Raw genomic sequence first — 25,615 nt, 5'->3', positions numbered from 1 at the left:
AGTGGTCAGCGCCGCCGCTTTTCAGCATGATGGCCCTGACAGGCGGTGATAAAACCATCAAACAACATACGCGACAGGGCGTATTCGCTACTGTTCCATTCAGGATGCCACTGTACGCCCAACGCGAAAGGATGATCGTTCACGCTGACCGCTTCCACCAGTCCATCCGGCGCTCGCGCCTCCACGCGCAGCTGCGGACTCAGGGTTTTTGCCCCTTGCCCATGTAGCGAGTTTACCCAAAACGTGTTGCAGCCCGGTATCAATTGCGACAGCAATCCTCCTTCCTGAACCTCAACCTGATGGGACGGCGCATACTGCTGCTCGACGGGCAGTTCAGGATCTTCACGATGTTCAAGGAGCTCAGGCTGCTCGAACAGACGACGATACAGAGTCCCGCCGGTGGCGACAACCAGTTCCTGCAGTCCACGACAGATGGCGAAAATGGGGATGCGCCTTTCGAGCGCGGCGTTAATCAGCGCCATGCTCAGAAGATCACGCCCGGGGTCGGCGTCAGGCTCATCGCCGTTTTCACCATAAAGGTGCGGCTGCACATTACTGGGGCTGCCTGGCAGGTAAATCCCGTCCAGTTTATCGACTAACGCGTTCAGCAGCTCCGGCTCCGCCAGCGCATGCGGCAGGGCGATCGGCAGTCCGCCGTGGTTAACAATGGCATTCAGGTACTTTTCTTGCAGAGTCTGGGTCTGGTGACCCTTAAGCCTGTTTCTACACATCACGACGCCAACAACTGGCTTGTACATTATATTTTCCATGATCGCCCTCACAAAGTGGACTAAATTATGACCGCTATAGCGGGTTTAACGGCCATATCGTTCAATATTTTCTCAATCTAGCAGTGGAAATAGCCCTTTGCAAACTTAATTTAACATTTGACAAACAATTTATTTGCATACACAGTCGATGGGGTGGACATTATATTTAACGGTCTGAGCACAGGACCGAAACCCAACCAACGGCGGTGAATCATGGAAACCAATATCGTAGAAGTTGAGAACTTTGTTCAGCAGACGGAAGAGAGACGGGTCAGCGCGTTCGCGAAAGAAGTGAAGCGCTACCTCGAAACCTACCCCGATACCCAGTATGTCGATGTCCTCCTTACCGACCTGAACGGCTGCTTCCGCGGCAAGCGCATTCCGGTTGCCGGCCTGAGCAAACTGGAGAAAGGCTGTTATTTCCCGGCCTCGGTGTTTGCAATGGATATTCTTGGCAATGTGGTGGAAGAGGCCGGCCTGGGTCAGGATATGGGCGAACCGGATCGCAGCTGCATTCCGGTACCCGGCACCTTAACGCCTTCGGCGGCTGACCCACAATCGATAGCCCAGGTACAGCTGACCATGGTTGATGAAGATGGCGCTCCCTTTGACGTTGAGCCGCGGAACGTACTCAACCGCCTCTGGCAGCAGTTGCGCCAGCGCGGGCTGTTCCCCGTGGTAGCGGTAGAGCTGGAGTTCTATTTACTGGACCGCAAACGCGACGCCGAAGGCTACCTCCAGCCGCCGTGCGCGCCGGGCACCGACGATCGCAACACCCAAAGCCAGGTCTACTCCGTCGATAACCTGAACCACTTTGCCGACGTGCTTTATGACATCGACGAGCTGGCCAAACTGCAGCTGATCCCCGCCGACGGCGCGGTGGCGGAAGCCTCGCCGGGCCAGTTTGAAATCAACCTTCACCATACCGATAACGTGCTGGATGCCTGCGATGATGCGCTGGCGTTAAAACGTCTCGTGCGTTTAATGGCGGAGAAGCATAAGATGCACGCCACTTTTATGGCGAAGCCTTATGAAGAGCATGCGGGCAGCGGGATGCACATCCACATCAGCATGCTGAACAATAAAGGGGAAAACGTGCTGGTGGACGGCGACGGGGAAGACTCTGTGCTGCTCAAACGCGCGCTGGCCGGGATGATCGATCTGATGCCGGCCTCGATGGCGCTGCTGGCGCCGAACGTGAACTCGTATCGCCGCTTCCAGCCGGGGATGTACGTCCCGACGCAGGCTTCGTGGGGGCATAACAACCGCACCGTGGCCTTGCGTATTCCGTGCGGCGAGCGGCAGAACCACCGCGTCGAGTATCGCGTGGCGGGGGCGGACGCCAACCCGTATCTGGTGATGGCGGCGATTTTTGCCGGCATTCTGCACGGGCTGGATAACCCCCAGCTGCCTTTGCAGGAAGAGGTGGAAGGTAACGGTCTGGAACAAGAGGGCCTGCCGTTCCCGATCCGCCAGAGCGATGCGCTGTGGGAGTTTATGCAGAACGATCATCTGCGCGAGCGCCTCGGTGAGCGTTTCTGCCACGTTTTCCATGCCTGTAAGCATGATGAATTACTGCAGTTTGAGCGTCTTATCACAGAAACCGAAATTGAGTGGATGTTGAAAAACGCCTGATGGTCGCCCCGCGAGGGGCCCATGAGTTTGGTAATCAGTAGCATCATACGGCCTGAGCGGAGCCTGGTCGTCCTTTTTGCTGGGAGCCCAGCCATTTCCCGGATGTCGCGTTAAGGAGCGCAGGCGGCAACGGGGCTTCAGTTAACGACACAGTGTGTGACGAGGAAATGAGATGATGCAGATGTTCAAATATCCGCAGGGAGAGGGAGGCCGTTCAGGCCGCATGGAATGCCAGCCAGCTACCGCTCACCGGTCCGTCTTACCCTTTTATCTATGCCTTACCCCTTTGCTAAGCAGGTTTGTCACGCGGACGTTGGGCCCGCAAACTGTTAACAGCAAGGGGGGAATGGGCGATGGCTATTAATCTTCCTGCGCATAACGCCGCTCAGGCGGGCAGACCACGCCTGCGTAAATCCCTCAAACTCTGGCAAGTGGTGATGATGGGGCTGGCCTATCTGACGCCGATGACGGTGTTTGATACCTTCGGCATCGTCTCCGGCATCAGCAATGGCCACGTACCGGCGTCTTATCTGTTGGCGCTGGCCGGGGTGCTGTTCACCGCCATCAGCTACGGCAAACTGGTGCGTCAGTTCCCGGAAGCCGGTTCCGCCTATACCTACGCGCAAAAATCCATCAGTCCGCACGTCGGTTTTATGGTCGGCTGGTCGTCGCTGCTCGATTATCTGTTTCTGCCGATGATCAACGTCCTGCTGGCGAAGATCTATCTCTCGGCGCTGTTCCCGGAGGTGCCGCCATGGGTGTGGGTGGTCACCTTTGTCGCCATTCTGACCGCCGCGAACCTGAAAAGCGTTAACCTGGTGGCCAACTTCAACACCCTGTTCGTGCTCGTGCAGATTTCGATCATGGTGGTGTTTGTCATTCTGGTGGTGCAGGGGCTGCACAAAGGCGAGGGGGTGGGGACCGTCTGGTCGCTGCAGCCGTTTATCAGCCAGAATGCGCATCTGATCCCGATTATTACCGGCGCGACGATTGTCTGCTTCTCGTTTCTCGGCTTCGACGCGGTGACCACGCTGTCGGAAGAGACCCCTGACGCCGCACGGGTGATCCCGAAAGCGATTTTTCTTACTGCGATGTACGGCGGCATTATTTTCATCGTCGCGTCGTTCTTTATGCAGCTGTTCTTCCCGGATATTCATCGCTTTAAAGACCCCGATGCCGCGCTGCCGGAGATTGCGCTGTACGTGGGCGGCAAGCTGTTCCAGTCGATTTTCCTCTGCACCACCTTTGTTAACACCCTGGCATCGGGCCTGGCCTCGCATGCCAGCGTCTCCCGTCTGCTGTACGTGATGGGCCGCGACAACGTCTTCCCGGAGCGCATTTTTGGCTATGTGCATCCGAAATGGCGTACCCCGGCGCTGAACGTGATTATGGTGGGCATCGTTGCGTTGTCGGCGCTGTTCTTCGACCTGGTGACCGCCACGGCGTTGATCAACTTCGGCGCGCTGGTGGCGTTCACTTTCGTAAATCTGTCGGTGTTCAACCACTTCTGGCGGCGCAAGGGGTATAACAAAACCTGGAAGGATCGGCTGCACTATCTGCTGTTGCCGATGGTCGGCGCGTTGACGGTGGGCGTGCTGTGGATCAACCTCGAGGCCACCTCGCTAACGCTTGGTCTGGTGTGGGCGGCGCTTGGCCTGCTGTACCTGGCTTACCTGACCCGACGCTTCCGTAAACCGCCGCCGCAGTTCGATGCCACCAAAGCGGAGCAGGCCTGGGAGTCATAAACGTTTGATACTGCGCTTGAGCGAAGGCAGGCCCACAGGCCTGCCTTCGTTTTTGGTTCGGTAAGGGACAGTACAGGACGGTAAAGAAATCAGCAGAAAACGGCGGGGAACGGAAGGTATTATTTCTTCTTTTTATGGACAGGTAACTGACTGGCGCGCCGCTCTTTGAGGTACGACACCAGGCTGTAGATGGCGACGCCCAGCAGCGCCACCGCGACGATAAAGAGAATAAGACCCGACATAGACCAACCTAATATTCTGTTTAGAAAGGGAAAAAGATACAGGGCTCTGTTTGAAGATAACATCGGGATATGTCTGAAAGATGACGCCTCATCGCGAGAATATCCGGCGGCGGGGTTGTGATAAAATATTTCCCGCAGGAATGTGACCGCCCGGGTTTCACCTGAAAGGATGTAACACTCCGTTAAGTGATTTTACAGAAGTGCGGCGTACAGCGGGTTACGCTGACCGCGAATAAGAACGATCTGAGAGTCAGTCATGTATAAGAAATCCCTCAGCCTGCTGGGCGTGGTGCTGGCGCTGTCTGCCTTTGCCAGCCAGGCTGAAAGTGAACGTCAGGCGAGCCGCGAGCAGATCGTGGAGCAGGTCCTCAAGCCGTGTGAAGGCAAAAAAGCGGGCGATAAGGTGGTGATCACCGATCGCCGCGGCGGCGAGCACGAGGCCATTTGTACCCTGACGGCGGTTCCGCTACCGGAGTAATGCCCGCCGCAAGGTGCCGCTTAGCGATACCGCGGCGCAGGCTGTCCGGTTCGTGCGCTGGTAAACAGCGCCAGTCTGGACTGCTCAAAAGCCTCCCATAGTCCCAGGTCATGAACCGGTGGTAAGGTGACCTGTTCCCCCATCTCCAGCCCCCTGAGAGCGGCGTCCACCAGATCCTCTGTGGTCATCACCGTGCCGGTGGGCAGGGCGTTCAACGCCACGCCGGAGGTCGGCCAGAGATCGGTGGCGGTCGCCGCCGGCAATACCGCCTGAATACGCACGCCGCTGTCGGCAAACTCATCCTGCAGACCGCGGGTGAAGCTCAACACCCAGGCTTTACTGGCGCTGTAGACCGCGCTACCTGGCAGCGTATGTAGCGCGAGGATGGAGGCAATATTAATGAGCGTTCCCCGGCGTCGTGAGATGAAAGCGGCCAGCGCGGCATAGCTCAGGCGCAGCAGCGCCGTGGTATTGAGCGTATGAATCGCCTGGTGCTCCCGCGGCGTACTGGCGAGAAAACCCGCCATTTTCGCGGTGCCGGCGTTGTTAATGAACAGGTCGATGGCGGGATCCTGCTGCAGACGCTGCTCTACGGCGGCAATCCCGTGCTCTTCGCTAAGATCGGCTTTGAGGATGCTGGCCTGGATGGCGTAGCGCGCCTGCAGCTGGTCGGCGAGCGCCAGCAGCCGGTCTTCACGACGGGCGGCGAGGATCAGGTTGTAGCCGCGGGCGGCGAGTCGTTCGGCATAGATCGCGCCGATACCTGAGGACGCGCCAGTGATAAAAGCAGTGTGCGATGGTTGGGTCATGAGAATTGCCTCGTAAAAGGTTGCATTATTAAACCAAATTCAGCATGAGATATTAGGTTTAATAATGCAACCATTTTGTCCGGACTTTTTCATTTTTGCCTGCCGCGGGCAGCGTTTAGTCGTTCAGCGGAATAGCGATGGTGATGTCTGCCGGGGCCAGCTCACGGCCATCCGCCGCCTGCAAGACCAGCTTACGCAGGGGCTGGCGCTGCTGACGGTCAATGAGCCGGGTCGCCGGTTCGTCGGGCTCGAACAGATAGTCGTCTGCCCACTGGGAGAGGGCGACCAGCACCGTCTGCAGGGCACGGCCCTTGTCGGTCAGGACATACTCCTGCCAGGCGCTGCCATCGGAGGCCGGCTGCAGGCGCAGGATGCCTTCATCCACCAGCATTTTCAGCCGCCCGGCGAGCATGTTTTTGGCAATACCGAGGTTTTTCTGGAATTCGCTAAACCGGCGCACCCCGCGTAGAGCATCGCGGACGATCAGCAGCGACCACCAGTCGCCGATAACATCGAGGGAGCGGGCGATAGGGCAACAGCTGTTTTCCAGACGGGTACGTTTCACGAAAGCCTCCAGGTTAATTGTTTCATTATAAAACTCTTTGCCCGGCAGGGGAAATTTTCGGCTACGGTCTAAGTTTGCGAGCGATTACCAGGAAAAATGTCATAAATCCGTCACAATTAACGCGATGATAATAAACGACTAAGGATGAAGGGATGAAAAAACGTCTACTTGCCGCCGCCGTTGCCGGCGCGGTGATGTTATCCGCTGGCGCTCAGGCGCAGGACTCGGCCGCCCCGGAGGGGTATCAGCTGCAGCAGGTGCTGATCATGAGCCGTCACAACCTGCGTGCGCCGCTGGCCAATAACGGCAGCGTGCTCGAGCAGTCCACCGCCAAGGCCTGGCCGCAGTGGGATGTGCCGGGCGGCCAGCTGACCACCAAAGGCGGCGTGCTGGAGGTGTATATGGGCCACTATATGCGCGAATGGCTGGCGCAGCAGAAGCTGGTGACCGGCGGTGAGTGCCCGCCGGAAAACGCGGTTTACGCCTATGCCAACAGCCTGCAGCGCACCGTCGCCACCGCGCAGTTCTTTATCACCGGCGCGTTCCCGGGCTGCGGTATCACGGTGCACCATCAGCCGCAGATGGGCACCATGGACCCGACCTTCAACCCGGTTATTACCGACGACTCCCCCGCGTTTCGCGAGAAAGCGCTGCAGGCGATGGAAAAAGAGCGTCAGGGGATGCAACTGACCGAGAGCTATAAGCTGCTGGAGACGATGATCGATTACCGCAACTCGCCCTCCTGCAAAGAGAAGCAGGTCTGCTCGCTGAGCGAGGGTAAAGATACCTTTAGCGCCGGTTATCAACAGGAGCCGGGGGTTTCCGGTCCGCTGAAGGTGGGCAACTCGCTGGTGGACGCCTTCACCCTGCAATATTATGAAGGTTTCCCGAAAGACCAGGTGGCGTGGGGGGAAATCACCAGCGATAAGCAATGGCAGGTGCTGTCGAAGCTGAAAAACGGCTACCAGGATAGTCTGTTTACCTCGACGGCAGTGGCGCAAAACGTCGCCAAACCGCTGGTTAAATATATCGATAACGCGCTGGTGGGCGAGGAGGCCAACAAGGCGAAAGTCACGCTGCTGGTGGGGCACGACTCGAATATCGCCTCGCTGCTGACGGCCCTGGACTTTAAGCCTTATCAACTACCTGGCCAGTACGAGCGCACGCCCATTGGCGGCAAACTGCTGTTTCAGCGCTGGCATGACAGCGCCGGTAATCGCGATCTGATGAAGATTGAGTATGTCTATCAAAGTACTGAACAGCTGCGTAACGCCGACGCGTTAACCCTGCAGGCCCCGCCGCAGCGGGTCACCCTGGCGCTTAACGGCTGCCCGGTTGACGATCAGGGATTCTGTCCGCTGGAGACCTTTAAAAAGGTGATCAACGAGGCGGCGAAATAATGTAAAAAACCCGGAGCAATCCGGGTTGTTGTCCCCATGAACTACTTGCTAATTCTTAATAGATCATGGGGTTAGCTGCTTGCTGGGGTATCGGCGTTAACCGCTATTCACCATTTTAGTGGATGGAATGTGGATACCATCACTAAGCGGATTCAGGTGAATTGCGTCGCTAAGGTGGTCGGGTGAAAAATGCGCATAAGTCATAGTCTGCTCAATTTTCGAATGTCCCAATATTTTATTTAACGTCAAGATATTCCCCCCATTAATCATGAAGTGCGCCGCAAAGGTATGACGCAAAACATGCGTAGCTTGGCCCTTGGGTAGATCTGGCTTCACTTCCCTTAGCACCTTGCGATATTCGACATAGTCAACGTCGAAGAGTCTGCCGGTGGTTTTGGTTTTGACGTATTTCATGACCTCACCAGAAATGGGGACGGTGCGTGCCTTCCCGTTTTTGGTTTTGGTAAACGTCACTTTTCCATGCAACATGTTCTGAGCCAGCATATTCAGCGATTCCCCCCAGCGGCCGCCGGTGCTTAAGCACAGAACAGTGAGGCGCCGGGCGTCACCACTTAAAGCTGAAAGCAGCCTTTCGATCTCTTCAGTACTCAGATAGGACATTTCTGGCCTTTCCTGCTTGAGATCTGTGATCCCTTTTAGTGGGTTCTCTGCGTGGAGATCTTCCGCTTCAGTCAATACACGGAATAGGCCTCGTAACGTACTCAAGTCGCGGTTAACAGTCGAAGCCTTAACCCCTTCATAAAGGCGCTGGCTTCTGTACTCAGCAATAAACCCCTTATTGATTTTTGAAAGGCGAGGGTTGCCCATATCACTAATTACCCGCTTAAGTTCGCGCTGGCGCTTCTCACCGTACTTATGACTTCGGCCGTGCAGCTCCCACCATCTATCAAGCAGCTCACTTAGCCGCCTGTGATCGGTTGGTTTATCCAGCCAGTCTTTGTCGTGCATATTGCTGATGACATATTTTTCAAAAGCAACAGCATCAGCTTTCTTGTTGAAAATCCGCTGTATACGACGTCCTGTCGCTCCACGCGGTCTGATATCCACTTTATAGCGTCCACCATCGAGCAGCTTAACGGTCATAGCTGTCACCTCTGGTAAACACGCGATCTGGTGTCACGTAACAGATAGTTACGCGATGATTTTCATAGAGATAAGCAAGAAAGATGCTCAGCCAATTTTCTGGTCTGAGGGCTGAGACGTTGTTTCGTCTTGCCCAAAGTGTGCGAGAGCCGGTGCGATCTGCCCGGATTCAGGGGCAATCTTTCCGGTGATGAACCACAGGGCATATTTTTCAAATCGAGGATGATTAAGAATGCTCATAATCACCTCAGTGTTAGGGATTGTTTTTCCTGCCTCGTAACGCCACAAAGCGTCACGATTCAAGCCAAGCATTTTGGCCGCCTCTGGCAAACTTGTAAGGCGCTCACTCTCGCGCATAATTTTCAACTTTTCCGCCACATTCATACTCATGTTGCAATTCTCCGACATGTGAATTATATTTCATTCATAGGTTGGTGGTCTGGGGCATTTGAGACCATCAATACCCCAAACGTGGAGATTATCACATGAAAGATGCAGTTTTGAGCGCGCTGTTTAAGATTCCAGACCCGATCACTGCTGATGAGTTTTCTCGTCGAACCGGCAAAACGGAGTCAGCCGTTCGTCACATGATGGATCGCCGCCTTTTACCGATGGTCACTGAGCGCGAAGTACTTGGCCCTGATGGCAGTACTCGCCGCCTCCTGATTCTGTGGAACGAATGGCTTGAGATGGTTCATGAAGCTACGTCGAAACTACCCCCTGAGCGACAGGACTGGCGAGCAGGTTGGATCAAGAAAGCCAATAAGCTGGCGAATGATATGGGCGTAAACATGTTTGGTGGCGGGGCTACGGTATGAATCCTTATTTGAAAGAAAGAATAGTACTCATGGTCACTGCGATTGCAGGCGTCTGTATCGGCGCGATCGCTGTTGCGCTGACGCTTAAGTTTATCCAGGTGTTTATTATTTAAGGATGGGCCTACATGAATAAACACCACTCACAGCATGGCAAGTTCGCGGGAAGCATTCGCGGTAACCACTGCGATAATCTACCTAAAGTCACCTGGATAAATAAGCACGCCGGGATTTGTTGCGGCTTCACCATTCGCGTATTACCGCGCAGGGTAGGCAAGAAGCGTTATCAAATTATGAAAGATGGTGATTCTTTCGGAATTGACTTTGCATTATCTGAAGCGCGCAAAACGATAGACCGTATTATCACCAATCACCACTTTATTAATCATTAGGAGAACGGGAAATGAAACGCCTTTATGCTGAACAGATTAATAAAATGCTGGAAGATTATTATTTCAACCTGGAAAACAACCCACAGGGCCGCAAGTCGCATTACGGCGTATTAGCTAGCGGCGTCCAGCACGTTTACGGTACAGCCTTCTGCATGAATGATGATGACGCCCTCAGCGAGCTTCGTCCGTTCGTTAGCGCCATCATGAATGGTGAGGTACCGTCACCAGCAGTTGTAGGGCTTGCTGTATGAGTATCTTCACCGAAGAGAAAACATCATGGGAACAGGAGATGCTGATCCGTGAGGCGATAGAAAACGCCGAACAGGGATTTACGGTTCACCTGAGAAACGGTGCGCGTATTGCCGTTAGCCCTGACAGTCCGTCAATAGATTTAATTATTTACGGTCTGGAAAAAACAATTCGCGGTAATCATGAGCGTGCGCGAATGACATTTATTGATTTTCTGTATTACTGGCATGAGAGGGTATTCAAGTCAATTAAACGAAAGCCGCGCCCTAACCACTAATTAACCAGCGTTAAAAACAACGGTATTCATTTTGCCGGGGACTCGTTTTGCCTTTTTCAGGAGGCCGCATGGGGGTTAAGTCAATCAAGCTGGAAAGCGGAATAAGCGATCCGGATTTTGTGGAAATAAGCATCAACGCACGGAAACACGAACGCGCGCACCTGCTCGGCTTACTGCGTATTTATGTTGGCCAGTTGAAAAAGGAAAGCGCCACCCCGGAAGAGATTTATTCATCAATCGAACAGTGGGCTGACGCCCGCGAATTAACCATCACTGAGGAAAGCAAACAATGAACCACTTAATGATCGACATTGAAACACTCAGCACCCAGCCGAATGCAGTGATTTGCGCGATTGGCGCGGTTTTCTTCGAACCATCAACCGGTAAAACCGGCCCTTCGTTCTATCAAACAATTGATCCGCGAACCTCGCAGAATCGCGGCGCGCATATCTCCGCCGACACGGTGATGTGGTGGCTCAGGCAGGATAAAGAACCAATCAGCGAGCTGGTAAGCGCGAAGTCGCATGAAATTGAGGTGATGCTGGATTTCGCCAAATTCATTGAAGGCGCATTCCCTGAAACCAAGAAAAAGAATCTGAAGGTGTGGTGCAAGGGCGGTTCGTTTGATTTCCCGATCCTCAAATCTGCATTTGAACGCTCATCGCTCGAAGGCGTTTCCATGCTGCCGTGGCTTTATTGGAATGAATGCTGCTTCCGCTCGCTGCTTACAGTGGCCGGAGCTATCGGTTACGCCCCCCATCCGCGCCGCTCAGTTGCACACAACGCCTTAACCGACGCCATCTATCAGGCCGAGCAGGTTTGCGAGATCTGGCAGCGCCTGACCTCCCCGCACCTCGAATCATTGTGAGGCGCGCAATGACTAAATCACCTATCAAATGGGCTGGCGGCAAAACCCGCGTCATGCCGCAGCTGCTAATGCAACTGCCGAAAGCCGATTGTTTAATCGAGCCGTTCGTTGGCAGCGGTACCGTGTTTATGAACACGGAATACCGCCGTTACATCCTCTGCGATAGCAATCGCGCGCTGATCAATTTCTTTCGTGTGCTGACTTCCAACACCGAGCGACTGATTGATACCGCTCGCGGAATGTTCCTGGGTGGCAATAACGAAGAGCAATATTACAAGCGCCGTGCGCTATTTAACTCCATGCAGTGGAGCGATACGGGCAAGGCTGACACTGCTTTACTTTATGCCGCTTTGTTCCTGTACCTGAATCGCCATAGTTTTAACGGGCTATATCGCGTCAATCAGAAGGGTGAACATAACGTCCCGCTCGGGAAGTATGCCGCACCTTACTTTCCGGCTGACGAGATGCGCAGCTTTGCCGAAAAGGCCAACGACACAAAAGCCGTTTTCATTGATGGCGATTTTCGCTACACCATTCCTGACGTTATGCAGCTGGCGTATGACGCCGTTATTTACTGCGACCCCCCCTATATCCCGGCCAGCAAAACCGCCAACTTCACCGCCTACGGCAGGCCATTTACCCTGGACGATCACCGCGACCTGGTTGCAACCCTGCTCGATGCGCATCGCCAGCACGGCACCCGCGCGGTGATATCCAACAGCGACACCCCGGAAACCCGCGAAATCTACTCCGCTTTCAATCTCCATGCCTTCAGCGTTCGCCGCTCTGTCAGCGCCAAAAGCCGCGATATGGCCGGTGAAGTGATCGGCGCTCTTCGCGGCGATGCGGGTTGCAACTCTGGCGCATGTGGAGCTTGGACGAGCGCCACTGAACATCTGCGGCCGGCGGCGATATGGATCGGGTTTGACCCGGCCGCCGGATTCGATAACGGGGAGCCATCTGATGAACACGCTTGATGCCGTTGTGACGCGAGTTTTGGACGTTCGTCCATATCGCCATTTCTGGATCGTCGAGGTGGAGGTGTTGAGCTGGGGCAGATACAGCAACACAACCATCATCCGCGATAGCGAAAAAGAAGCCCGCCAGGTTCAACCCGGCGACACGGTAACGATCTGAGGATCCGCAAATGAACGAAGAAACCAATTACCGCCGGTTCTGGCGAAACCTTGTGATCTGCTGTGCGCTTTGCTCGCTGTTGTTCTGAATCCCGATGGGCTATCTCGCCTTTCGTGTTGGCTCTGTGGTCTGGGATGCGCTGTGGTCTCTTATAAAAATGTAGTGAAATCAAAGGAGAAAACTAAATGGCTTTGTACGAAGAGAAGTATCAACTCAAAGGAAATGAGCTAATGAATCGACTGCTGGAACAGGTTGATGCATGGAAATATGTCAATAAATACAAGTCAAAAAAGCAACAAAAGGCGGCATTTTGCCGCCAGAGATTATTGCTTGAAAACGAACAATGAATCGTATTTTCCAGGATTAAGGTTATCTGCATGAAGATCAGTCAGCCCAAGCTTAGCAATGCCTTGAACGAGAGCCAGGTATGCGCCAAGACCATCAACAGTAATGACGCGGTAAATATCACCAGCTTCATTTTGAATCGCTGTCAGCATCGGCATGCCACCAAGTTCAGCATCCTTCGCTTTGCGGACTACTTCGGAGATTTTCTCATCAATGGAGGACTTCACTTTTCCTTCTACATATTTATCTTTCATTTTTATCCCTTTTTTGCTGTATGCGTTGGCAATACTAACCATCTGCTGCGTTTGAGGGCAAGAAAGTTTGCCGCACATGGCGAGCCAGAAAAGGCAGATCATGTCTGACTATTCCTCCTTAGTTTGGGAATGGAACGCCAAACGGCAGGCTATCAACCCCAACCACGTCTCAGATCCTCAAATTGAGTATCTCACCCCGAAAGGCGAGCGGAAGACGCTCGCCTATGCGGATTTGGTCGATACCGTTTATCGCACCCCCATGCGCCCGCGCGAAGGTGCCGCGCGTGAAGCATTCGACCGCAAGGGACGCGCCCACTACCTGCGCCGCCGGGTTCAGACTCTACCGGCGTTTATCCGCAAGCGGTTCTCTCTGCGCCTGGAATCGCTGGAGCGTCACGACCCAAAAGAGGCCGTGCGCTGGCTGTTCAGTACGTTTGAACGCCATGTCTTACGCCGTGTCGATGCGGTAAACGCACAATACCTACCGCAGGCCGCGCTCCCGGCGATCCTTGCGCCCCTCCGTGATGATTTTCACCTGCTGCCTTGGGCGGACAAAAAACGCCTGAAACGACTGGCTTATAAGCTCGCCAACCTGATGAAAAGCGAGTTTATGCGCGAGTTTGATTTTCAGTATGAGAAAACCGCTGATGTTGAGTTTTCCACGCTTTACGCATACGGATTTATCGCCAGTAAAGCGACAGCGCTCAATATCGCGATCCCTGGCTGGAGCCGGTATTGCGAAGAGAAGCTGGAGGCCGAAGAGGCGCTGCGTGCCGTTGCGCGCCTTCAGTCAGAAAAGTGGTGGTTAGGTAAAATCCGCCGGATCCATGACTGCTGGCGCGAGCACCTCATGATCGCCGCTGGCTATGTCAGTAAGGTAGCCTCGCCGTATTGTTCTGATCCGTGCTTCAAAGAGTGGATAGCCCAGAAAAAAGCGAACTTTGAATACCTTCAGGCAATGGAACTGGAAGACCAGGACACCGGCGAGCGTACCTCGCTGCTTGATAAGGTCATGGGGAGTACGTCCAACCCTAAAAACGCCCGCGCCGAGCTGATGGTGCGCATGCGCGGTTTTGAGGATATGGCAAAAGAAATGGGCCTGGTTGGCATGTTCTACACGCTAACAGCACCGTCTCGCTATCACTCTTCACACGTAAAATCGGGCAAGCGCAATGACAAATATCGTGATGCCAGCCCGCGACAAACGCAGAAATACTTATGCAAAGTCTGGGCGCGCGTCCGTGCAAAATGGGGCCGCGAGGGGATCCGCGCATTCGGTTTTCGCGTTGCCGAACCGCACCATGACGGAACGCCACACTGGCATCTGTTGCTGTTTCTCCGCCCGGAAGAGGTGGAGTTTGCAACGGCTGTTTTCCGCAAGCATGCGCTGAAAGAGGACGGCTACGAGCCGGGCGCGCAGGAGCACCGCTTTACCGTTACACCGATTGATGAAAAATTTGGCTCGGCAACGGGCTATATCGCGAAGTACATCTCTAAAAATATTGACGGTTACGGCATGGATGGCGAGTTAGACGACGAATCCGGCCAGCCCGTCAAAGAGATGGCGAAGCGCGTGCGCGCGTGGGCGTCGCGCTGGAATATCCGCCAGTTTCAACAGATCGGCGGCGCTCCAGTGACTACATGGCGCGAACTGCGCCGGTTAGGTAATCGCGAGCTGGTTCTGCATCCTGAGATCGAGGAGGCGCGCGCAGCCGCTGACGCGTCGGACTGGCCGGGGTACAACCACGCTCAGGGTGGCCCGTTGGTGTCCCGCGACTGCCTGCGCGTTCGCATCAGTTACGAATATACCGAAGAGGGCAACGATTATGGTGACACGGTCGCCAAAATAACCGGCGTCTATTGCCCTCTCACCATCCGTGAGTCGGTCATTTTCACCCGCACCACCGATTACAAAATTGTGCCGAAGCGCAAGCCCGCGCCGGTGGAGGTTTTGACCTTAGAAGGCCGCGCAGCGGCCCCTCGGAGTTCTGTCAATAACTGTACGGGGCGCGCCGGATCGGACGAAAAACCACCGTCAGAAACGGCGGTGCCAGCTGATATAACCGCGCCCGGCGACAGTTCAGTGACAGAACTTCCGCTGAATATCGATGTTTTGAGGCGATATTCACGCCAGCAAAGGCAGGAGATCACCAGCAGGCTAAGAAAATCCGCTCGGGAAAGCTCAGATCAAGCCTTCACGCGCACCGCGCGCGGCCTGCGCACATCGATTGATGACGAAACCGCGCTGACATGGGGGCCAAAAGTTACCGCCGCGAAAGCGAAAGATATGAGACTGACGCCGGAAGAGGCCGAGCGGCGCTGGCGCGAACAGCTGCGGATCGAGGCAGAACGGCGCGCAGATAACTACGTGGCGGCGGTTGCGGAGTACCAGAAGAAAAAGGCAGAAGCCGCATTACGCCAGGCACAGCAAAAAGAAGCGCCGCAAAAACACGGCGTCACCGAAGAGATGATCGCCAGCATCGGCGCGCAGCTCCGCGATTGCTGGATTTTCGTCGGTGATGAAGTTGTGCGATCAGTTGCAGGCGGCGCCCGCATTCGCCACAGCGGTAGCCTGCTCGCTGCGGACAATGGCCAATTGCGTGAGGTGAAAGTGTGGCGGGCAGGCGAGAAAGATAAACCAACTTCCGAATATATGGCAGTGCGTGACCTGATCACGCGCTGGAGTAAGGTTGTTAACCGAAAAAAGAATTGAAACACACACAGAGATGCTTAATTATAATCCAGCATAGGCGGAAACATTAGTATTAATATCTACGCGCAAACGCTAAAATTAAGTGACGGAACATTAAATGTTGAGAACTATAAGCGAGCTTTATAAATCAAGACTCCTATCGGAGTCTTAATAATTTAATTAATATGCATGTTATCAATTGACGAGGCAATATCTTCAATTATCATTGTTCTAAGATTGTGAACCGTTGTGTTCTCAATGTCTATAATCCACTGATCTTTACTTAAGCGCATATGTCTCAATTCTTCATTGCTTAAAAAATGATATCTAACTAATGATGTTAAAAAAGATAGGTGACTCTGAGTGATTATATTGCTTTGGGTATCAGGGAAATTGGTTTTTAATTTTGACATGAAATCAGAATAATTGGTTTCACGAAAAATCAACTCTTCCAGCAAGGCTGGGTTAAATACTTTTAGAAATACAACTAGTGCTAACCCAGCATTATAGTAATTATTTGTAATCGCATTAAACTCTTTAGGGTTGTCAACTACAGCGAGAACGGATAGGCATCGCTCCACTTCTCGTAAAGAAGCGTTATTTCTATCAATTAAGAATGATAGTATTCTAATAAAAACCCCTGAGGGGTGAAAAGAGGTGATGTTACTTTTTTCAAGAACATGGGATATATAGTCGAAATTTGTTGTTGGTGATTTACCTAAAACCACATGCTTGGAGGATACAGTTTTTTTAGGAAGTGAAAACCAGTAATGAATAAATTTATTTAAATACATTCTAGAGTCAATGTTTCCATATCTACATGAAATGCTTTTTTCGAATTGCTCTCTATTCATAACCAAAAGAAAAACAAGACCATCAACTGAAAATAAATGTTTTATTCGTTCGAGAAGATCCAGTGCATAATCAGGCCTTGCCCTATCCAGTTCATCAATTATAATCAAGGTTTTATTATTGGTTACTGTGATTATTTCCTTTAAGCTTTCCTTGAAATCGTTTATATCTTTTTTTTCATTATTTATTGATTTTATTCTGTCTTCAATAAATCCCTCAACGTCTGATTTTAAAGAATCGGTTATGACTTCTCCTATCCCATCTATTTTATTGGATGATATGATCCCACCTGAGATGGCTGTTAGCGCAAATTTAGAACCATTAAGTAAGAGATTGGAGCCAACTTTCTTTATCCCTGAAAGAATTTTATCTCCAACCTTCTTTCCTTTGGTTTTCTTTGATTCTACGTGTGAATATAAAAGAGATGATAAAGATATAAACGGATCACTTTGATAATCATTTTCGAAGGCATCAAAGTATATTGCGTCTATTGCATAGCTATCTACTTTTTCTATTTCGGATTGGAACATTTTAACAAATGTAGTTTTACCATTGCCCCATTTATCATCAAGCGCGAAAACAAGACTCTTTTGGGGAGAGCTTTGTATCAATCTTACTATTTGGTGAAATAGTTTTTTACGATTAAAAATATCTGCCTCATCAAAACCGTTACTCAAATCCGGTTCTTGGATCACAATTTTCATACCATCCCGTCCTGTCTTTATGTTTTTCGAACCACGCATAAATGTGAACAAATTTGCACAATTTTTCAATACATCAAAATTAGGGCCATCATCAGAGCTGGCGGGGCTTGGGCGGTCTGCACAAAGTGCACAAAAAGAGGCAGGTTTAGGGCGCAGGCGAGGCGGGGGAGCAAGCGCGCGTAAAGGGGGTAAGGGAGGGGGTCGTATCGTTCGCCAGTCACGTCCTGTCGCGCGCTGACTTCTGGTGCAGATCCGGATGATGCGAACGAGTGAATGCGCCAGAATGGCGCTGGCGGCGTCTGGTGAAGTGTAGGGATTCGAAAGTGAGTGAGCGGCCTGTGTGGCCTAGGCGGTGATACGGGTTGGCGGGTACCGCACCGTCAGAAATGACGATGCGGCCTGGAGTTACTTCGTGCTTTCGAGCAGTGCGTAAGGATTGAAGCGGATCACCTCTTCGCCCAGCCAGTCGTTAACATGCTTCATGGCTTCCATGTATGGCGTCAGCTCGTTGACGGCGAAGACGCGGGCCGCCTTCTCGATATCGCCAAATGATCCGTTGCCTTCCGGAATGGCGCCCATTAATTGAGGCGGCACCCGATGCGCGGCTAACATGTCATCGCGGGTGGAGGACTTCACCCCTACGAATTCATCCTTTGCCGATATCTGGCTGAACGGCAGGATCTGCACGGAGTCTTTGCCGCCGTTAGGGGCGTGAAGAAGAATGTTTTTGAATGCCCCGCCGCGTCGGGTATCTGTTAGCGTCTTCTTCAGCTTGTCGAGGCTCTCCTGATCGGCCATTGCGCTGTTCACGTAGACGATACACCCGGCATGCGAGCCATTGTCGTAATAGAGTTTGCGGAACTTGTCGGCAGAATGTGCCAGGTTAGCCGACAGCAAACCGGCGAAATACTCCGGCATACCGTAGATCTCCTGGTGAATATCCGGGCTAAGAACATGGCAGACAGAGCCAGTTGTAAACTGGTGATCCTGTAGCCCGGATTGAATAAACCAGTAGGTGTCCAGGTCGGAGCCGCGACGGGTATATTTAGCCAGCGAGTTACGAAAGCCGAGAGAACCGCCAAGCCGGTTTTTCCTCATCTCCAGATAACCGTTCCCGAATACGAACCAGTCCAGCGCGAAGGATGAGAATACCTGGCGGGAAAGCAGTTTGTGCGGAATAAAGCACCCGGCCAGCACGTTGCGTTTGAAATACAGCGCCGACTGGTGCCAGCTGGCATAGCCGAACTGGCGCGCCAGCCCGTACCAGTCAACCGGCGTTTCGTAGTATCGCCCGTTGTCGGCGCAGTACATGTTATCGAGCAGGTCATACGCGCCACTCACCGGCCAGGGGCCATCGAATGTGAACGAGTTCAGCTCGGGTGCAGCTTTTAGCGAGACGGCGAGATCGGCCTGCTCCCTGGCATACTGCCTGCCGCGCATGGATTTTCGTTTGCTCAAGGTTAATACTCCGTAACTGTCATACTGCTGCCGCCTTCCTGTCCCAGCGGCTCGTTAATGGTGGCAAGCATCGTCGCCCAGGCGAGATCGCCGTGACTGACGCCGCGCGAGCGGTCAGTGTCGTAAGTGATAACGCCGCCGGGGGTGACAATCTTGCGAACAGAGTTGAACGCGCCAACGAGATCAAGCTCTCCCCGGTCATATTCCCAGCGGCCGCCGCGAACGAGCTGCTGCATCTTCAGCACAAGCATGCGTTTGCTGGCTGGTGAGAACTGGTAACAGACTGCTGCCGGGAAGTGCTTTTTAACCAGCTGATAAACGGCTTCACCGATGCCGGTACCATCAATCCCGATGTGTTGCACGTTATAGCGACTCAGCATGCCGATAATGAGATTGGCCTGCTCTTCGAACTCCATCCCGCGTATGCGAAGCGTCTCGACGGTGCGGAACTTGCCACCGGCGACCATCGGCACGGCATTGACTGAAATGGCGCCGCTGTCGCCTTTGCCGCTGGCACCGTTGGGATCGTAGCCAATCCAGACCGGGCGATCCGCCATCGGGCGGGAGGCGTACGGGCGCCAGTCGGGCCAGTCGTCGTAGCCGTCTGCGCCGCATGCCAGCAACCGGTTATAGTCAAAGGCGCTTTCACCGCTTTTGATGAACTGGCACCCGTACAGATTGTCGTATTCCTCCGGGCTGTTTTCGTCGCGGATTTCGTCAATGTCGGTCAGGTCCCAGCCGTGATCGATGGCGTCCTGCAATGTGACGATCTGGCGCCAGATTTTGTCCGGGCACATCAGCCCGCTGTTTAGCGTCTTCCAGGACGTATCGAATTCAACCCGCTTTCCGTGGCTGCGCCCTTTGTTGAATGCTTCACCTGTCCAGAAAGGGTAAGCCTCATGGCTTTCTGCTGACGGGGTGGAGAAATAGGTACGCGTCAGCCCTTTTAACGTCGCCATCGCACCGGCCACTTTCTTCAGGTTGGCAAACTGGCCGACCCAAAAAAACTCATCAAAATACAGATTGCCAGTGTACGACTGCGCCGTCGCTGCGGACGTGCCGAGGAAATGCAGCTCGGCGCCGTTAAACAGCTGGATCATGTCGCCGCCTTTCAGCTCAACATCAACCTCAGCGGCAGCAGAGCGGATAAAGCTGCGGAACTGATACGCCTGGCGGCGGCTCGCCGACAGAAAGATCTGGTTACGTTGATGCTTGTACTTCACATCGTCGGAAAGGGCGCGCACCAGGGCTTCGCGCGCAAAGTACCATGTCGCGCCAACCTGACGGCTTTTCAGGATCATGCGGTTGCGCCAGTGGTGGTTGTCGTACCAGCCTCTTTGATGCCAGTGCAGCGAGCCGAGAATATTCTCGCGCAGTGCTGCAATCTGCGACTCTGAGAAATAGTTTTGTTTCTTGCGGATCTTCTTCTTCGGCTGGGTGGCTGTTGTGCCGTTGTCCAGCTTTTTCAGCTGGCGCGTAAGCAGATCAATTTCTTTGAAGTCGCCGCCGGTCTTTTTGTCTTTGGTGGTGAGCTGTATCAACCGTGCATCAATGGACGTCGTCACGCGCTGGATCGGTGGCGTGGCGTCCCATTCATCACGCTTTTTCCATGAGTAAACCGTGTTCTGATTAATACCCATCAGGCGTGCAATCTCCGCTGGCGGGTACCCCTGCCAGTAAAGCTGCCGCGCCCGCTGCATGATGAATGCTTCTTCAATCGCCATTTGTCCTCCTCGCTTCCTGCCGGGGAGATTAACCCGCGCGCGCGTGCCCTTTCGCTCGCTTTTGGTTGTGGTGATTCCCTCACAACAACAACGCGTTGAGAGCGCACGTCACCCCCTGCCATCATCTCCGGGAACTCAGAAACCGAGCGAGTAAACGAACATGGCAGGCACAGCAAAAGCACGTAAGAAATTCCGCGTTGCCGTCTCCGGAAATACCGTTGATGGCCGCGAAATTCAACCGCAGCACCTTCGCGATGCGGCAGCGAATTACAACCCGGAAGTGTACGGCGCACGCGTCAACATTGAGCACTATCTCTCTATGTTCCCGAATAGCGATTTTGGCGCGATGGGGGATGTGGTGGCACTCAGCACTGAAGACATTACCGACGGCCCGTTAGCAGGACGAACCGCCCTTTATGCCGAGATCGAGCCATCAGATCGCATGGTGCAGATGACCGATAAAGGCCAGAAAGTCTACTCAAGCATTGAGCTGCATCCTCAGTTTGCCCTCAACGGAAAAGCCTATGTGGTGGGGCTGGCGATGACCGATACCCCGGCGAGCCTGGGTACCGATCGCCTGAAGTTTGCCGCGCAGCAACGCGCCTCGGTGATGGCCTTTAACAACCAGCAGGGCGAAGCGCCAATGTTTACCGAAGCCCTGGAGGCAGAGGTGATCGAACTGGCCGCCCAGCGCAGTGATGAAGGGGTTAAGTGGTTTAACCGGGTGATGAGCATCATCGGCAAGGGCCAGAAAACCGACGATCAGCGCTTCAGCCAGATGCACCAGGTCGTTGAAGCCGTGGCGCAATCGCAGTCAGAGCAGATTGACCGCTTTAACACCGCCGAGCAGGAGAGCCAGCAGGACAAAGCCGCCATTGAGAAACTCACCAGTGAGCTGGCCGAACTGCGGCAAAAGTTGAGCACCACCGATGCCAGCTTTAACCAGCGACCACCGGCGGGCGGCGGCGCTAACGCGCAACTGGCTGATTACTGATATTCACAACGAGAGCAGAGAACATGGAAAACAATACCCGCCAGCTGTTTGACCAGTACATTTTGCGCCAGGCGCAGTTAAACGGCGTATCGCCTGCGGCAGTTGCTGCGAAATTTGCGGTTGATCCAACCCGTCAGCAAAAGCTGGAGCAGGCAGCGCAGGAGAGCGATTCTTTCCTGAGCAAAATTAACGTGTTTGGCGTTAATCAGCAGATTGGTCAGAAAGTGTTGATTGGTAGCAAAGGCCCGATGGCTGGTGTCAACAACAGCACCACTACCCGCCGTAATCCGGGCGCAAATCATACGATGGAGCCATTTGATTACATGTGCCGTAAGGTCAATTACGACTACGGGATCAGCTACGAACAGCTCGATGCCTGGGCGCATATGCCGAACTTCCAGCCGCTGATCAGCGCCGCGATGGCTCGTCAGATGTCGCTGGATCGCATCATGATTGGCTTTAACGGCACCAAATACAGCGACCCGTCAGATCGTGCCGCTAACCCACTGTTGCAGGATTGCGGCATTGGCTGGCTGGAGAAAATCCGCACTGAAGCCTCTCACCGCGTTATTTCCGGCGTCACCATCACCTCACGCGATGAAGATAACAAAGTCATTGCGAAAGGTACCTACGGCAACCTCGGCGCTGCGGTCTATGACGCGAAAAACAGCCTTATGGATGAATGGCACAAGCGCAATCCGGATAACGTGGTGATCTTGGCAGGCGACCTGCTGACTACCGGTAATTTCCCGGCCATTAACGCCATGAGCCAGACCAACCCGAACACCGAAATGCTGGCCGGTCAGCTGATTGTTGCGCAGGAACGCGTTGGCAACATGCCTACCTTCATTGCGCCTTACTTCCCGGTCAATGGCGTATTGATCACGCCGTTTAAAAACCTGTCGGTGTACTACCAGCGCGGCGGACTGCGCCGGACGATCAAGGAAGAGCCGGAGTACAACCGCATCGCGACATACCAGTCCTCAAACGATGACTTTGTGATCGAGGACTACGGCAACGTCGCATTTATCGACGGCATCACCTTTGCCGAGGCGCAGGAAGGCGGCGCGTAACCGCACACTGGCGGGCTTCGGCCCGCCGTTCATCGGGGAAGAAACAATGCTGACACCGGCACAACGACATTTTCAACGCGTCATGGCTGAACGTCATGGCAAGGCTGAGGATTTGTCCGATACGGCGCGCACTGCGCATGAGCAGATCCTGCACCGCATGCGCATGGATATGGCCGCGCTTAAAAAAATTCAGGGCGAGCAGGCGAAAGCCGCGCTTAAGCGCCAGATGCTACCCAATTACGAGGGGTGGATTGAGGGAACGCTCGAAGGTAATAGCGGCCGCCAGGATGAAGTGATCACGCGCCTGATGATTTGGGCGATAGATGTTCGTGATTATCCACTGGCGGCGCGAATCGGGCGTTACGTTATCGCGCATAACCTGGCGATGCCAGACCGATTTAACCGCACGGCGGCGACAGCTCTGGTCGATGAAATTTGTGATCCGATCCTGGTTCAGGTTAAGGCCGACGACAGCACAGACGTATCGCCATATCTGGCGGTGCTCGATGAAGTAGCCGAGTTTACCGCAGCCAGCGATATGCCAGATATGGTGCGCGCCAAACTCCACAAAGCACGCGCTTTTGCACTGCGCAACGGCACGCCTGCCGAGCAGGAAACCGCACTAGGGCTGCTGCGTACTGCACTGATCATGGATCCTGGCGCAGGAGTGAAAAAGCTGATCGACAAACTCGCCAGCCAACTGAAGAAAACCGCTGCTGCGACTATTACCGGGGGTGAGTCTGCTGGCGACGATGGCGAAGAGGGGCAGAGTGATGGCCATGCAGCACCACCGGTTACGGCGGTGGTGGCCGGAAAGCCCGCGCCTAAAACCGTCCGTAAAAGCACAGCCAAAAAACCAGCGGCGCGCAAAACCACAACTAAAAAAGCGCCTGCCGCCAACAAATAATCGACTTGCGCCCCGTGCGCTGGCGGCGCGGTCGGAGATCTGCAACGCACTGCGTTTTCTTTTCTCCGTCCGCTCACCGCCACCTTTTCTGGAGACTACACCATGAGCCTTGTAGCCCCCCGCACAATAACCCCCTCAGCAGAGGATGTGCCGGATGTGAACGACGGCGGCGAGAAAGTCACCGCCGGTGTGTTCTGGCCCGAAATCGTGTTGAGCGATGCCCGTAAAGAGATGCGCATCACTGGCACGGTGACAACTTCGCGGCTGAAGCATGTTGTTATCGAGGCGGTGGGCCATACCGCTGACCAGCTCGATACCTGGCGGATCGAACAGCAGAACGCCGGATTTGCATCACTGGATACCGTGCCAGCAATGGAAATTAACGGGCAGAGCGCGAAGGTTTACCGCTGGCGCCGCGCGGTTTACAGCATAGCCCGCGCCCTGCTGATCGAAACGTTCCGTGATGTGGACACGACCGGCGACGCCGGGGAGAAGAAAGCCGCTGCGCTGGCAAGCCAGGCAAACGATCACTGGCGTGATGCGCGCTGGGCTATCTCCGATATTCGCGGTGAAGTTCGCAATTCTGCGGAGGCATTCTGATGAAAGTGAAGGCCTTACAGGGCGATACGGTGGATTTGCTTTGCCAGCGTTATTACGGCACCACCCAGGGTGTCACCGAGATTGTACTTGCTGCGAACAAGTCACTGGCTGATCAGATCTTCATGGAGGCCGGGCAGGTGGTGGAACTGCCGGAGGTAAGCGCCTCGGCGACAAAGGAGACGGTGCAGCTATGGAGTTAATAAACCGCGCCTGGAATTGGGCCGCATACCTCTGGTCGGTGTTCCTCGGCAGCGTCGGAATGATGACGCAAAAGGACTGGCTGACGGCGATTGCGGCAGTAACAGGGGTAGTGGTGGCGGTGTTAGGTGAAATGCATCGCCGCCGTATGGCCCGTATCCATGAAACCAATAACGTGCTGCTGAACGATTTGATCGACGCCATTCGCGACGACACGGAAAACCGGCAGGACGTGAAAGAGCTGATCCGCACTATCAGGGAGGCGCCACGATGAAAAAGGGCGTTATTGCCTGCTCAGTCGCCGCGATTATCTCGCTGGCCGCCGTGCTCTGGCCGCAGTCACTGCGTACCAGCCCGGAAGCGCAACTGAAGATGGCGAAATATGAGGATTGTCGCAAGACCCCGTATTACTGCCCGGCAGGCGTACTAACCGTGGGGATCGGCTCGACCGGGAAAGTGCAGAACCGGGAGTATGCCGAGCAGGAGATTGCAGAGCGCTGGGTGAATGATCTGATGCGCGCAGAGCGTTGCATTAACCGCGAGTTTAACGGCGCAGCTGCACCGCAGCGCGTTTTCGAAGCGCTGGTCGATGGCGCATTTAATGTCGGTTGTAGCGGGCTTGCCTGGTACACCAACAGGCAGGGGAAGAAGGTCAGAACGACAATCTGGCGTAACGCGCAATCGGCTGACTGGCGCGGCGTCTGTGAGCGGGTAACGGATTTTGTTAACTCAGGCGGCAGGCGCTTACAGGGACTGGTTAACCGCCGGGAAGAGTTCCGGGAGTGGTGCTTGTCAGATCCTGTGTTTAAGGGGGCGAAGTGAAAGGGTTGCTTGCCGTTATCACGGTGATCTGTGTCCTCCTGGCGGTGGCCTGCATCCGGTTAACCATAGAAACCAACAAGCGAGAGGGCGCAGAAAAAGCGCTGGCAGACGCTACCCAAAAACTGAACCAGACCAGCGATGTACTGGCCGAAGTGCGGGCGCTGCGCCAGGACGTCAGCGAGATTGAAGCCAGTGTGAAAGCGCTGGGGCAAAAGCGTAACGAAGCCGGGGAGAAACGTCGTGAAAATATCAAAACTGAACTGGCCGGCGATCCCTGTGCTGCTGCTCTTGTGCCTGACGCTGTCGCTGACCGCCTGTACCAGCGCGCAGCCGAAGTCGGCGCCGGTGATCATTCAGGAGCCTTTGCCAGAAAGCCTGACGGCAAAAACTGAAACGCCAGCGCCACCGCCCAGACCGATGCGCTACGGGAGCCTTGTGCTCTGGTCTGATGCGCTGCTTGATGCGCTGGATACCTGCAACGCCGATAAGGCGGGCATTCAGGAGCT

At 54.2% G+C, this 25,615-nt stretch carries 32 protein-coding genes; 22 read left to right on the top strand and 10 right to left on the bottom strand.

What is annotated here, in order from left to right; genetic code table 11:
• Positions 1-5: 5 nt before the first annotated feature.
• Positions 6-758: a gamma-glutamyl-gamma-aminobutyrate hydrolase gene (gene puuD / locus NKJ21_RS18070; RefSeq protein WP_162493279.1), complete on the bottom strand. Its 753-nt coding sequence runs from the start codon at positions 756-758 to the stop codon at positions 6-8.
• Positions 759-983: 225 nt separating this feature from the next.
• On the opposite strand from puuD, the gene NKJ21_RS18065 reads away from it, so the two are divergent.
• Together NKJ21_RS18065 and NKJ21_RS18060 are read left to right on the top strand one after the other, a co-directional pair.
• The gene (locus tag NKJ21_RS18065) at positions 984-2,405 is read left to right on the top strand and encodes a glutamine synthetase family protein (protein WP_008805927.1); all 1,422 of its coding nucleotides are present in this window, start codon (positions 984-986) and stop codon (positions 2,403-2,405) included.
• Between the two features lie 353 nt (positions 2,406-2,758).
• The gene (locus NKJ21_RS18060; protein ID WP_008805929.1) at positions 2,759-4,150 is read left to right on the top strand and encodes an APC family permease; all 1,392 of its coding nucleotides are present in this window, start codon (positions 2,759-2,761) and stop codon (positions 4,148-4,150) included.
• Between the two features lie 119 nt (positions 4,151-4,269).
• Here NKJ21_RS18060 and NKJ21_RS18055 read toward each other — a convergent pair whose 3' ends face one another.
• Complete coding sequence (locus NKJ21_RS18055; protein ID WP_002898600.1) at positions 4,270-4,392, bottom strand: small membrane protein; 123 nt, start codon at positions 4,390-4,392, stop codon at positions 4,270-4,272.
• A gap of 256 nt (positions 4,393-4,648) precedes the next feature.
• On the opposite strand from NKJ21_RS18055, the gene NKJ21_RS18050 reads away from it, so the two are divergent.
• On the top strand, positions 4,649-4,870 hold the full coding sequence (locus tag NKJ21_RS18050) for a hypothetical protein (RefSeq protein WP_008805930.1): 222 nt from the start codon (positions 4,649-4,651) through the stop codon (positions 4,868-4,870).
• A gap of 20 nt (positions 4,871-4,890) precedes the next feature.
• Here NKJ21_RS18050 and NKJ21_RS18045 read toward each other — a convergent pair whose 3' ends face one another.
• Together NKJ21_RS18045 and NKJ21_RS18040 are read right to left on the bottom strand one after the other, a co-directional pair.
• Complete coding sequence (locus tag NKJ21_RS18045; RefSeq protein WP_254733099.1) at positions 4,891-5,679, bottom strand: SDR family oxidoreductase; 789 nt, start codon at positions 5,677-5,679, stop codon at positions 4,891-4,893.
• Between the two features lie 115 nt (positions 5,680-5,794).
• On the bottom strand, positions 5,795-6,244 hold the full coding sequence (locus NKJ21_RS18040; protein WP_012542276.1) for a helix-turn-helix domain-containing protein: 450 nt from the start codon (positions 6,242-6,244) through the stop codon (positions 5,795-5,797).
• Positions 6,245-6,396: 152 nt separating this feature from the next.
• Here NKJ21_RS18040 and agp point away from each other — a divergent pair, with 152 nt between their 5' ends.
• Positions 6,397-7,644 carry a bifunctional glucose-1-phosphatase/inositol phosphatase gene (gene agp, locus NKJ21_RS18035; RefSeq protein WP_023322299.1) on the top strand — a complete coding sequence of 416 codons (1,248 nt, stop codon included), beginning with the start codon at positions 6,397-6,399 and terminating at the stop codon, positions 7,642-7,644.
• Positions 7,645-7,740: 96 nt separating this feature from the next.
• On the opposite strand, the gene NKJ21_RS18030 is transcribed toward agp, so the two are convergent.
• On the bottom strand, positions 7,741-8,748 hold the full coding sequence (locus NKJ21_RS18030) for a tyrosine-type recombinase/integrase (RefSeq protein WP_032442294.1): 1,008 nt from the start codon (positions 8,746-8,748) through the stop codon (positions 7,741-7,743).
• An 87-nt stretch (positions 8,749-8,835) separates the two neighbouring features.
• Entirely contained in the window at positions 8,836-9,138 is a 303-nt protein-coding gene (locus NKJ21_RS18025) for a helix-turn-helix transcriptional regulator (protein WP_032421664.1), read from the bottom strand.
• A gap of 95 nt (positions 9,139-9,233) precedes the next feature.
• On the opposite strand from NKJ21_RS18025, the gene NKJ21_RS18020 reads away from it, so the two are divergent.
• The 9 genes from NKJ21_RS18020 to NKJ21_RS17980 all read left to right on the top strand — a co-directional run bounded on the left by NKJ21_RS18020 (position 9,234) and on the right by NKJ21_RS17980 (position 12,833).
• Positions 9,234-9,566, top strand: a complete 333-nt coding sequence (locus NKJ21_RS18020; RefSeq protein ID WP_004201487.1) for a Cox family DNA-binding protein — start codon at positions 9,234-9,236, stop codon at positions 9,564-9,566.
• Positions 9,567-9,691: 125 nt separating this feature from the next.
• A complete protein-coding gene (locus NKJ21_RS18015; RefSeq protein ID WP_023279604.1) occupies positions 9,692-9,955 on the top strand; it encodes a hypothetical protein in 264 nt (87 codons plus the stop codon).
• Positions 9,956-9,966: 11 nt separating this feature from the next.
• Positions 9,967-10,206 carry a DUF4754 family protein gene (locus tag NKJ21_RS18010; RefSeq protein WP_101999318.1) on the top strand — a complete coding sequence of 80 codons (240 nt, stop codon included), beginning with the start codon at positions 9,967-9,969 and terminating at the stop codon, positions 10,204-10,206.
• Positions 10,207-10,208: 2 nt separating this feature from the next.
• Positions 10,209-10,481, top strand: a complete 273-nt coding sequence (locus NKJ21_RS18005) for a hypothetical protein (RefSeq protein ID WP_032415217.1) — start codon at positions 10,209-10,211, stop codon at positions 10,479-10,481.
• Positions 10,482-10,549: 68 nt separating this feature from the next.
• Positions 10,550-10,774, top strand: a complete 225-nt coding sequence (locus tag NKJ21_RS18000; RefSeq protein ID WP_023279602.1) for a hypothetical protein — start codon at positions 10,550-10,552, stop codon at positions 10,772-10,774.
• Positions 10,775-10,782: 8 nt separating this feature from the next.
• Entirely contained in the window at positions 10,783-11,349 is a 567-nt protein-coding gene (locus tag NKJ21_RS17995) for a 3'-5' exonuclease (protein WP_254733096.1), read from the top strand.
• Between the two features lie 8 nt (positions 11,350-11,357).
• Entirely contained in the window at positions 11,358-12,326 is a 969-nt protein-coding gene (locus NKJ21_RS17990) for a Dam family site-specific DNA-(adenine-N6)-methyltransferase (protein WP_131034373.1), read from the top strand.
• The gene (locus tag NKJ21_RS17985; protein ID WP_023279599.1) at positions 12,313-12,486 is read left to right on the top strand and encodes a hypothetical protein; all 174 of its coding nucleotides are present in this window, start codon (positions 12,313-12,315) and stop codon (positions 12,484-12,486) included. Before NKJ21_RS17990 ends, NKJ21_RS17985 begins: the two co-directional genes overlap by 14 nt.
• 185 nt (positions 12,487-12,671) lie before the next feature.
• The gene (locus NKJ21_RS17980; protein ID WP_158236918.1) at positions 12,672-12,833 is read left to right on the top strand and encodes a hypothetical protein; all 162 of its coding nucleotides are present in this window, start codon (positions 12,672-12,674) and stop codon (positions 12,831-12,833) included.
• Here NKJ21_RS17980 and NKJ21_RS17975 read toward each other — a convergent pair.
• Positions 12,810-13,187, bottom strand: coding sequence for a hypothetical protein (locus NKJ21_RS17975; RefSeq protein ID WP_004201499.1), 378 nt, complete (start codon positions 13,185-13,187; stop codon positions 12,810-12,812). The genes NKJ21_RS17980 and NKJ21_RS17975 overlap by 24 nt on opposite strands.
• On the opposite strand from NKJ21_RS17975, the gene NKJ21_RS17970 reads away from it, so the two are divergent.
• Positions 13,186-15,798 (top strand): replication endonuclease, encoded by a 2,613-nt coding sequence (locus tag NKJ21_RS17970; RefSeq protein WP_254733093.1) that lies wholly within the window; start codon positions 13,186-13,188, stop codon positions 15,796-15,798. The two genes, NKJ21_RS17975 and NKJ21_RS17970, sit on opposite strands and share 2 nt — an antisense overlap.
• Before the next feature lie 155 nt (positions 15,799-15,953).
• Here the strand turns inward: NKJ21_RS17970 and NKJ21_RS17965 are convergent, their stop codons facing one another.
• From NKJ21_RS17965 to NKJ21_RS17955, 3 genes are all read right to left on the bottom strand, one after another.
• On the bottom strand, positions 15,954-17,333 hold the full coding sequence (locus tag NKJ21_RS17965) for a P-loop NTPase fold protein (protein ID WP_254733090.1): 1,380 nt from the start codon (positions 17,331-17,333) through the stop codon (positions 15,954-15,956).
• A 405-nt stretch (positions 17,334-17,738) separates the two neighbouring features.
• Positions 17,739-18,791 carry a phage portal protein gene (locus tag NKJ21_RS17960; RefSeq protein ID WP_032414438.1) on the bottom strand — a complete coding sequence of 351 codons (1,053 nt, stop codon included), beginning with the start codon at positions 18,789-18,791 and terminating at the stop codon, positions 17,739-17,741.
• A 2-nt stretch (positions 18,792-18,793) separates the two neighbouring features.
• Positions 18,794-20,515, bottom strand: coding sequence for a terminase large subunit domain-containing protein (locus NKJ21_RS17955; protein WP_060528038.1), 1,722 nt, complete (start codon positions 20,513-20,515; stop codon positions 18,794-18,796).
• Positions 20,516-20,675: 160 nt separating this feature from the next.
• Between NKJ21_RS17955 and NKJ21_RS17950 the strand changes: the two genes are divergently transcribed.
• The 8 genes from NKJ21_RS17950 to NKJ21_RS17915 all read left to right on the top strand — a co-directional run bounded on the left by NKJ21_RS17950 (position 20,676) and on the right by NKJ21_RS17915 (position 25,501).
• Positions 20,676-21,509: a GPO family capsid scaffolding protein gene (locus NKJ21_RS17950; protein ID WP_254733087.1), complete on the top strand. Its 834-nt coding sequence runs from the start codon at positions 20,676-20,678 to the stop codon at positions 21,507-21,509.
• A gap of 23 nt (positions 21,510-21,532) precedes the next feature.
• Positions 21,533-22,582 carry a phage major capsid protein, P2 family gene (locus NKJ21_RS17945; protein WP_060528036.1) on the top strand — a complete coding sequence of 350 codons (1,050 nt, stop codon included), beginning with the start codon at positions 21,533-21,535 and terminating at the stop codon, positions 22,580-22,582.
• A gap of 46 nt (positions 22,583-22,628) precedes the next feature.
• Positions 22,629-23,489 (top strand): phage terminase small subunit, encoded by an 861-nt coding sequence (gpM, locus tag NKJ21_RS17940; RefSeq protein ID WP_069376332.1) that lies wholly within the window; start codon positions 22,629-22,631, stop codon positions 23,487-23,489.
• Between the two features lie 102 nt (positions 23,490-23,591).
• The gene (locus NKJ21_RS17935; RefSeq protein ID WP_060528035.1) at positions 23,592-24,089 is read left to right on the top strand and encodes a head completion/stabilization protein; all 498 of its coding nucleotides are present in this window, start codon (positions 23,592-23,594) and stop codon (positions 24,087-24,089) included.
• A complete protein-coding gene (locus tag NKJ21_RS17930) occupies positions 24,089-24,289 on the top strand; it encodes a tail protein X (RefSeq protein WP_004187236.1) in 201 nt (66 codons plus the stop codon). Before NKJ21_RS17935 ends, NKJ21_RS17930 begins: the two co-directional genes overlap by 1 nt.
• Positions 24,280-24,561, top strand: coding sequence for a hypothetical protein (locus NKJ21_RS17925; RefSeq protein WP_004187237.1), 282 nt, complete (start codon positions 24,280-24,282; stop codon positions 24,559-24,561). The genes NKJ21_RS17930 and NKJ21_RS17925 overlap by 10 nt, the downstream gene beginning before the upstream one ends.
• Positions 24,558-25,109, top strand: coding sequence for a lysozyme (locus NKJ21_RS17920; RefSeq protein WP_072353955.1), 552 nt, complete (start codon positions 24,558-24,560; stop codon positions 25,107-25,109). Before NKJ21_RS17925 ends, NKJ21_RS17920 begins: the two co-directional genes overlap by 4 nt.
• Positions 25,106-25,501, top strand: a complete 396-nt coding sequence (locus NKJ21_RS17915; protein WP_117328715.1) for a DUF2570 domain-containing protein — start codon at positions 25,106-25,108, stop codon at positions 25,499-25,501. Before NKJ21_RS17920 ends, NKJ21_RS17915 begins: the two co-directional genes overlap by 4 nt.
• Positions 25,502-25,615 lie beyond the last annotated feature (114 nt).

The sequence above is a fragment of the Klebsiella sp. SWET4 genome, from assembly GCF_024296565.1.
Taxonomy (GTDB): domain Bacteria; phylum Pseudomonadota; class Gammaproteobacteria; order Enterobacterales; family Enterobacteriaceae; genus Klebsiella; species Klebsiella variicola.
This window is presented reverse-complemented; position numbering and strand designations above follow the sequence as displayed.

Excerpts from the sequence above, each read along its gene's own strand:
- puuD (WP_162493279.1), bottom strand. The coding sequence starts at position 758 with ATGTACAAGCCAGTTGTTGGCGTCGTGATGTGTAGAAACAGGCTTAAG.
- NKJ21_RS18065 (WP_008805927.1), top strand. The coding sequence starts at position 984 with ATGGAAACCAATATCGTAGAAGTTGAGAACTTTGTTCAGCAGACGGAA.
- NKJ21_RS18060 (WP_008805929.1), top strand. The coding sequence starts at position 2,759 with ATGGCTATTAATCTTCCTGCGCATAACGCCGCTCAGGCGGGCAGACCA.
- NKJ21_RS18055 (WP_002898600.1), bottom strand. The coding sequence starts at position 4,392 with ATGTCGGGTCTTATTCTCTTTATCGTCGCGGTGGCGCTGCTGGGCGTC.
- NKJ21_RS18050 (WP_008805930.1), top strand. The coding sequence starts at position 4,649 with ATGTATAAGAAATCCCTCAGCCTGCTGGGCGTGGTGCTGGCGCTGTCT.
- NKJ21_RS18045 (WP_254733099.1), bottom strand. The coding sequence starts at position 5,679 with ATGACCCAACCATCGCACACTGCTTTTATCACTGGCGCGTCCTCAGGT.
- agp (WP_023322299.1), top strand. The coding sequence starts at position 6,397 with ATGAAAAAACGTCTACTTGCCGCCGCCGTTGCCGGCGCGGTGATGTTA.
- NKJ21_RS18030 (WP_032442294.1), bottom strand. The coding sequence starts at position 8,748 with ATGACCGTTAAGCTGCTCGATGGTGGACGCTATAAAGTGGATATCAGA.
- NKJ21_RS18025 (WP_032421664.1), bottom strand. The coding sequence starts at position 9,138 with ATGAGTATGAATGTGGCGGAAAAGTTGAAAATTATGCGCGAGAGTGAG.
- NKJ21_RS18020 (WP_004201487.1), top strand. The coding sequence starts at position 9,234 with ATGAAAGATGCAGTTTTGAGCGCGCTGTTTAAGATTCCAGACCCGATC.
- NKJ21_RS18015 (WP_023279604.1), top strand. The coding sequence starts at position 9,692 with ATGAATAAACACCACTCACAGCATGGCAAGTTCGCGGGAAGCATTCGC.
- NKJ21_RS18010 (WP_101999318.1), top strand. The coding sequence starts at position 9,967 with ATGAAACGCCTTTATGCTGAACAGATTAATAAAATGCTGGAAGATTAT.
- NKJ21_RS18000 (WP_023279602.1), top strand. The coding sequence starts at position 10,550 with ATGGGGGTTAAGTCAATCAAGCTGGAAAGCGGAATAAGCGATCCGGAT.
- NKJ21_RS17995 (WP_254733096.1), top strand. The coding sequence starts at position 10,783 with ATGATCGACATTGAAACACTCAGCACCCAGCCGAATGCAGTGATTTGC.
- NKJ21_RS17990 (WP_131034373.1), top strand. The coding sequence starts at position 11,358 with ATGACTAAATCACCTATCAAATGGGCTGGCGGCAAAACCCGCGTCATG.
- NKJ21_RS17985 (WP_023279599.1), top strand. The coding sequence starts at position 12,313 with ATGAACACGCTTGATGCCGTTGTGACGCGAGTTTTGGACGTTCGTCCA.
- NKJ21_RS17980 (WP_158236918.1), top strand. The coding sequence starts at position 12,672 with ATGGCTTTGTACGAAGAGAAGTATCAACTCAAAGGAAATGAGCTAATG.
- NKJ21_RS17970 (WP_254733093.1), top strand. The coding sequence starts at position 13,186 with ATGTCTGACTATTCCTCCTTAGTTTGGGAATGGAACGCCAAACGGCAG.
- NKJ21_RS17975 (WP_004201499.1), bottom strand. The coding sequence starts at position 13,187 with ATGATCTGCCTTTTCTGGCTCGCCATGTGCGGCAAACTTTCTTGCCCT.
- NKJ21_RS17965 (WP_254733090.1), bottom strand. The coding sequence starts at position 17,333 with ATGAAAATTGTGATCCAAGAACCGGATTTGAGTAACGGTTTTGATGAG.
- NKJ21_RS17955 (WP_060528038.1), bottom strand. The coding sequence starts at position 20,515 with ATGGCGATTGAAGAAGCATTCATCATGCAGCGGGCGCGGCAGCTTTAC.
- NKJ21_RS17950 (WP_254733087.1), top strand. The coding sequence starts at position 20,676 with ATGGCAGGCACAGCAAAAGCACGTAAGAAATTCCGCGTTGCCGTCTCC.
- NKJ21_RS17945 (WP_060528036.1), top strand. The coding sequence starts at position 21,533 with ATGGAAAACAATACCCGCCAGCTGTTTGACCAGTACATTTTGCGCCAG.
- gpM (WP_069376332.1), top strand. The coding sequence starts at position 22,629 with ATGCTGACACCGGCACAACGACATTTTCAACGCGTCATGGCTGAACGT.
- NKJ21_RS17935 (WP_060528035.1), top strand. The coding sequence starts at position 23,592 with ATGAGCCTTGTAGCCCCCCGCACAATAACCCCCTCAGCAGAGGATGTG.
- NKJ21_RS17930 (WP_004187236.1), top strand. The coding sequence starts at position 24,089 with ATGAAAGTGAAGGCCTTACAGGGCGATACGGTGGATTTGCTTTGCCAG.
- NKJ21_RS17925 (WP_004187237.1), top strand. The coding sequence starts at position 24,280 with ATGGAGTTAATAAACCGCGCCTGGAATTGGGCCGCATACCTCTGGTCG.
- NKJ21_RS17920 (WP_072353955.1), top strand. The coding sequence starts at position 24,558 with ATGAAAAAGGGCGTTATTGCCTGCTCAGTCGCCGCGATTATCTCGCTG.